The sequence below is a fragment of the Xanthomonas sp. SHU 199 genome, from assembly GCF_000364665.1.
GTDB lineage: Bacteria > Pseudomonadota > Gammaproteobacteria > Xanthomonadales > Xanthomonadaceae > Xanthomonas_A > Xanthomonas_A sontii.
The window spans coordinates 1-5631 of record NZ_AQOI01000462.1 but is presented as its reverse complement, the minus strand read 5'-3'; the positions used below and the strand labels follow the sequence as shown (position 1 = coordinate 5631).

The 5631-nt window shown below is 71.2% G+C and carries 6 protein-coding genes; 3 read left to right on the top strand and 3 right to left on the bottom strand.

The window, feature by feature from the left end; genetic code table 11:
* From D183_RS0114715 to D183_RS0114705, 3 genes are all read left to right on the top strand, one after another.
* The coding region (locus D183_RS0114715) for a formylglycine-generating enzyme family protein (protein ID WP_017909673.1) at positions 1 to 1123 on the top strand (1123 nt) is incomplete at its 5' end.
* A gap of 57 nt (positions 1124 to 1180) precedes the next feature.
* Positions 1181 to 2092 carry a M48 family metallopeptidase gene (locus tag D183_RS0114710; RefSeq protein WP_017909672.1) on the top strand — a complete coding sequence of 304 codons (912 nt, stop codon included), beginning with the start codon at positions 1181 to 1183 and terminating at the stop codon, positions 2090 to 2092.
* Positions 2093 to 2207: 115 nt separating this feature from the next.
* Positions 2208 to 2666, top strand: a complete 459-nt coding sequence (locus D183_RS0114705; RefSeq protein ID WP_017909671.1) for a DUF6491 family protein — start codon at positions 2208 to 2210, stop codon at positions 2664 to 2666.
* A gap of 288 nt (positions 2667 to 2954) precedes the next feature.
* Here D183_RS0114705 and D183_RS0114700 read toward each other — a convergent pair whose 3' ends face one another.
* From D183_RS0114700 to ftsY, 3 genes are all read right to left on the bottom strand, one after another.
* The gene (locus D183_RS0114700; RefSeq protein ID WP_017909670.1) at positions 2955 to 3233 is read right to left on the bottom strand and encodes an oxidative damage protection protein; all 279 of its coding nucleotides are present in this window, start codon (positions 3231 to 3233) and stop codon (positions 2955 to 2957) included.
* 41 nt (positions 3234 to 3274) lie between these two features.
* Positions 3275 to 4336, bottom strand: coding sequence for an A/G-specific adenine glycosylase (gene mutY / locus D183_RS0114695; protein ID WP_017909669.1), 1062 nt, complete (start codon positions 4334 to 4336; stop codon positions 3275 to 3277).
* A gap of 295 nt (positions 4337 to 4631) precedes the next feature.
* The coding region (gene ftsY, locus D183_RS0114690) for a signal recognition particle-docking protein FtsY (protein ID WP_017909668.1) at positions 4632 to 5631 on the bottom strand (1000 nt) is incomplete at its 5' end.

The window sequence follows — 5631 nt, the reverse complement described above, 5'->3', positions numbered from 1 at the left end:
GCGCGCGGCGCGGGTGCGCGAGGATGCGCCCACGGTGCACGACGCGCGCGAGCGCGTGGAGCAGGTGCGGGTGGCGCGCATCGCCGCCTTGCGCGATGCCGGCCTGCGCGATCTGGCCACCCCGGCCGGATTGAAGTCGGCGCGCGAGCGCCTGGGCGACGTGCTGCGCATCGCCGATCCCGGCGACCCGGTGGCGGCGATGCTGCGCGAACGCATCGACCTGGCCACCCACTACGGCAGCTTCCGCCCCGGCCAGGTGTTCACCGACGGCATGCACGACGGCGGGCGCGGCCCGCAGATGATCGTGGTGCCGCACGGCGGCTTCCGCATGGGCGCGGCCGAGACCGAACCCGGCGCCTCGCCAGCGGAGATGCCGCAGCACTACGTGCGCTTCGACCGCGGTTTCGCCATGTCGATCACCGAGGTCACCGTGGCCGAGTTCCGCCGTTTCGTGGAGGCGACCAATGCGCGTCCGCGCGCCACCCGGCGCGGCCATTCCACCGTCTACGACGAACGCAGCGGCAACTTCGTGCGCCGCAACGGCGTGGACTGGCAGTCCGATTACCAGGGCGCGCGGGCGGCGCCGAACAGCCCGGTGATGCACGTCAGCGTGCGCGACGCCGAGGCCTATGCGGCCTGGCTGTCGCAGCAGACCGGGCGGCATTACCGGCTGCCCAGCGAGGCCGAGTTCGAATACGCCCTGCGCGCCGGTGGCCGCGGCCGCTATCCCTGGGGCAACGCCGGCACGCCGCCGCGCGGCAGCGGCAACTTCACCGGCGGCGGCGACGTCTCGCCCAGCGGGCGGCACTGGCGCAATGCCTTCGTCGGCTACACCGACGGCTTCTGGGGCCCGGCCCCGGTGGCCAGTTTTTCCGCCAACGCCTGGGGCCTGCACGACATGGCCGGCAACCTCAGCGAGTGGGTCGCCGACTGCTGGCACGCCAGCTATCGCCGCGCGCCGGCCGACGGCGCGGCCTGGTACAACCCGGGCTGCCGCTCGCGGGTGGTGCGCGGCGGCAACTGGGCCAATGCGCCGGAGCAGACCCGCGCGGCGTGGCGGCTGATGCAGGATTCGGACAGCACCAGCGCACGCGTCGGCTTCCGCCTGGTGCGCGGCATTTGACGCCGCCGCGCCGGTGCCGGCGCTAGATTGCCTCACCAGTCAGCGAGGGGGAGTGCGATGAACCAAGTCTTCGGCCGCCAGGGCGGCGAACCGGGCGGCGGCCGCCGTGGACCGCTGGGCGGGGTGCGCTGGCTGGTACTGCTGGGCTTTGCCGTGTATGCCGGGTTCTACTGGTTCTCCAACCGCAGCGAGGATCCGTACACCGGCGAGCAGGTGCTGATCGACCGCTCGTTGAATGTGGAGGACGAGAAGGCGCTGGGTCTGCAGGCGTACCAGGAGATCCTGGCGCAGGAACATCCGGTCGATCCGCAGTCGCAGGTGGCGCAGCAGGTGCGTGCGATCGCGCAGCGGCTGATCGCCAAGGTCGACGTGGTCGAAGACGCGCTGGCCGCCGAGCACGGCATGCAGGCCAAGCATTACGCGCGCGGCTTCGACTGGGACGTCAACGTGATCGAGTCCGACCAAGCCAATGCGTTCTGCCTGCCCGGCGGCAAGATGGCGGTCTACACCGGGTTGCTGCCGGTGGCCAAGAACGCCGACGCGATGGCGGTGGTGATGGGCCACGAGATCGCGCATGCGCTGCTGCGGCATGGCGCGCAGCGCATGGCCCAGCAGAAACTGACCCAGATCGGGCAGATGGCCGGCGCCGCCGGCGGCCTGGATCCGCAACAGCAGCAGATGGCGATGGCGGCGATGGGCTATGGCTACCTGCTGCCGTACGCGCGCAGCCACGAGACCCAGGCCGACGAAGTGGGCCTGATGCTGGCCGCGGCGGCCTGTTTCGACCCGCGCGAGGCGGTGCCGCTGTGGGAGCGGATGAGCGCCAGCAGCGGCGGCCAGGCGCCGCCGGAGTTCGCGTCCACCCATCCCAATCCGGGCACCCGCATCCAGAACCTGCAGGCGCTGATGCCCAAGGCGCTGGAGTACCGGCAGCGCTTCTGCGAGTCCGCGCGTGGTGCTTCGCAGTAAGCGCTGCCGTCGCCGCACGCGTTGGCTGCCTTGTCGCTGAACGCCGCGCGCTTATCCACGCTCGCGTGCACGGCGGCGGGCGCATGATGCGCTCCACACCATCAGGAGCACTGCCATGAAACGCCTGCTGCTGTCCTCCCTCGTCGCCACGGCCGTGCTGGCCGGCTGTGCCACCAACCGGCTCAGCGACGACGAGCGTCTGACCCTGTACCGCGCCCACGCCGGTGCGCCGGTGCGCGACTTCCAGTACTTCAACCGGCTCAGCGGCTGGACCGCACTCGGCGACAGCGCGCTGGCGGTGTGGACGCGCCCGAACCAGGCCTATCTGCTGGAATTCGCCGGCACCTGCCAGGACCTGGATTTCGCCCCCAGCATCGCCATCACCCATTTCGGCAGCCAGGTCTCGGCGAAGTTCGACGATGTGCTGGTGCTCGGCGGCGGCCCCGCCGCGATTCGCCTGCCGTGCCGCATCGACAGCATCCGCCCGCTCGACGTTAAGGCGCTGCGCACCTCGGAGAAGGAACTGCGCGAGGCCAAGGTGCAGGAACGGGCGCAGCAGGCGCCTGGGAGCTGACGCAGTGCCGGGATTTGGGATTCGCGAGGCGGTGCGCGCGGTGGTGCGGCTAGGGTGATGTCGCGCTGTCGCTTGCTGGTGCAGCCTGTTGCGTCAGGTGCACTGCAAGGTGCTGTGCGGCACGCCCTTATGGCCCCGGGGCGCACGCTTCAGCCGCGACGGGTATTACCGGTAAGGCCGTGTCGCGGCTGAAGACGCTCCTGGAGGTCGGGTGAGGTGCGACGAACGCAGGCGCTTGGCGGTGTCTGAGCGTCGGTACGTGGGAGTGACGCGACGACGCGGTGGTGCTCAGGAGGCCTGGTCGGGCGCCACGTAGCCGTCGGGCTTGTCGGCGCCACCCTGGAACAGGAACTTCTCCAACTCCGTTTCCAGGAACGCGCGGTGCTTGGGATCGCGCGGCGACAGCCGGTTCTCGTTGATCAGCATGGTCTGGTGCGCCAGCCAGGCTTGCCAGCCGGCCTTGCCGATGTGCGCGAACACGCGCTTGCCGAGCTCGCCGGGATACGGCACGTAGTCGAGCCCTTCGGTGTCGCGTTGCTGGTACTGGCAGAAGACGGTGCGGGACATGTCAATTCCTGGCGGTGCGTACGGCGGCGCGCGCTGGCGCGCTAGAGGCCGACGAGCAGTTTGCGGATCGGTGCGGGCAGGCCCAGCGTCGACAGGTCGGCGCGCGCCACCCAGCGCAGGTCGTCATTGTCGCCCAGCGCATCGCCCATGGCGACCTTGCGCAGGCGCAGTGGCTGCAGGTGCAGGCGGTAATGGCTGAAGGTGTGCACGATCGGCGGCAGCGCTTCGGCGTCGTCGTAGGCGCGCCCGCGCATCCAGCGCGCGTACCAGGCGCGCAGCTCGCTGTCGGTGTCGGCCTGCGGCAGGGTCCACAGCGAGGCCCAGATGCCGGTCGGCGGCCGCCGCTGCAGCAGCAATTCGCCGGCGGCGTTCTCCAGCAGCAGCGCCAGCGCCTCGCGCTCGGGCAGGGTCTTGCCCGGCTTGGGCGTTGGCAGCGCCTCGACCAGGCCGTCGCGGCGCGCCACGCAGTCGTCCTGCAGCGGGCACAGCACGCAGGCCGGGTTGGCGCGGGTGCACAGGGTGGCGCCGAAATCCATCTGCGCCTGCGTGTAGTCGGCCATGCGCCCGTCCGGCACGGCGGCCACGTGGTCGTGCGCGAGCGCCCACAGCGGCTTTTCCACCGCCGGCAGGCCGGGGTAGCCGGCGATGCCGTGGTAGCGGGTCAGCACGCGCTTGACGTTGCCGTCGAGGATCGGGAAGCGGTCGTTCCAGGCCTGGCTGAGGATCGCGCCGGCGGTGCTGCGGCCGATGCCGGGCAGCGCGTGCAGTGCCTCGAAATCGCGCGGCAGGTCGCCATCGTGCAGTTCCACGCAGCGCTTGGCGGCGGCATGCAGGTTGCGCGCACGGGCGTAGTAGCCCAGCCCGGCCCATTGCGCCATCACCGCGTCGTTGTCGGCGGCGGCCAGGTCGGGCAGGGTCGGGAAGTGCTGCAGGAAGCGCAGGAAATAGGGGATGACCACCGCCACCTGGGTCTGCTGCAGCATGATCTCCGACAGCCACACCCGGTACGGACTGCGCGGATGCTGCCAGGGCAGGTCATGCCGCCCGTGGCGGTCGAACCAGGCGAGCAGGCGGGTGGGGAAGGTGTCAGAGGGCTGGCGCATGCTGGCTTCAAAGCTCCCTTCTCCCGTCGGGAGAAGGTGCCCCGCAGGGGCGGATGAGGGTACGGCTATTCCTTCTCCCTCCGGGAGAAGGTGGCCCGAAGGGCCGGATGAGGGTACGGGCGAAGCCTAGTGCGGTTTGGGTAGCGCCAGTGCCGGCATGGTTGGCTCCGCCGCACCCTCACCCCAACCCCCGCTCCGCGCCCCCGCCCGCGCTGGCGGCGCGGGCGCTCCAGGGCACGCGCGCCAGTGGCGCGCAAGCCGTGCCCAGTCGCCCCAGTGGGAGAGGGGCTCAGGATCAGGCACCCAAGGCGTCGGGCAGCAACGCGTCGACGAAGGCTTCGGCGTCGAACACGCGCAGGTCTTCGGGGCGCTCGCCGATGCCGGCGAAGCGGATCGGGATGCCGAATTCGCGGGCCAGGGCGAACACCACGCCGCCCTTGGCGGTGCCGTCGAGCTTGGTCACCACCAGACCGGTGACGCCGACCGCGGCGTGGAACTGGCGCAGCTGCGACAGCGCGTTCTGGCCGGTGGTGCCGTCGATGACCATCAGCACCTCGTGCGGCGCGCTGGGGTCGAGCTTGCCGAGCACGCGGCGGATCTTGCCCAGCTCGTTCATCAGCCCGGTCTGGGTGTGCAGGCGGCCGGCGGTGTCGGCGATCAGCACCTCGGTGCCGCGCGCCTTGCCGGCCTGCAGCGCATCGAAGGCCACCGAGGCGGCGTCGGCGTTCTGGCCCTGCGCGATCACGCTCACACCGTTGCGCTCGCCCCAGGCCTGCAACTGCGCTACCGCGGCGGCGCGGAAGGTGTCGCCGGCCGCCAGCATCAGGCTGTGGCCCTCGTCCTTGAAACGCTTGGCCAGCTTGCCGATGGTGGTGGTCTTGCCGACGCCGTTGACGCCGACGGTCAGCACCACGAAGGGCTTGGCGTTGCGGTCGATCTGCAGCGGCTTGGCCACCGGATGCAGGATCGCCAGCAGGTCGGCGCGCAGCGCCTGCTGCAGTGCCCTGGCGTCGGCGAACTCGCGCGCCTTCATGCGCTTGCGCAGGCTCTCGATCAGCGCGGTGGTGGCGGGAATGCCGACGTCGGCGGTGATCAGCGCGGTCTCGATCTCGTCGAGCAGGTCGTCGTCGAGCTTGGGATTGCGCGAGAACAGGCTGCCGACGCTGCGCGCGAAGCTGCTGTTGCGCAGACGCTCGCGCCAGCCTGGCTTGCCGGCCGGGGCGGCAGGCAGCGCGTCGCTGCGGACGAGGTCGGCGTCGGCTGCGGGCACGGACGCGGTGGCCGGCGCTGGAGCC

What these genes read in the sequence shown, in the direction of transcription:
- D183_RS0114710 (WP_017909672.1), top strand. Translation starts at nt 1,181, where the DNA reads ATGAACCAAGTCTTCGGCCGCCAGGGCGGCGAACCGGGCGGCGGCCGC.
- D183_RS0114705 (WP_017909671.1), top strand. Translation starts at nt 2,208, where the DNA reads ATGAAACGCCTGCTGCTGTCCTCCCTCGTCGCCACGGCCGTGCTGGCC.
- D183_RS0114700 (WP_017909670.1), bottom strand. Translation starts at nt 3,233, where the DNA reads ATGTCCCGCACCGTCTTCTGCCAGTACCAGCAACGCGACACCGAAGGG.
- mutY (WP_017909669.1), bottom strand. Translation starts at nt 4,336, where the DNA reads ATGCGCCAGCCCTCTGACACCTTCCCCACCCGCCTGCTCGCCTGGTTC.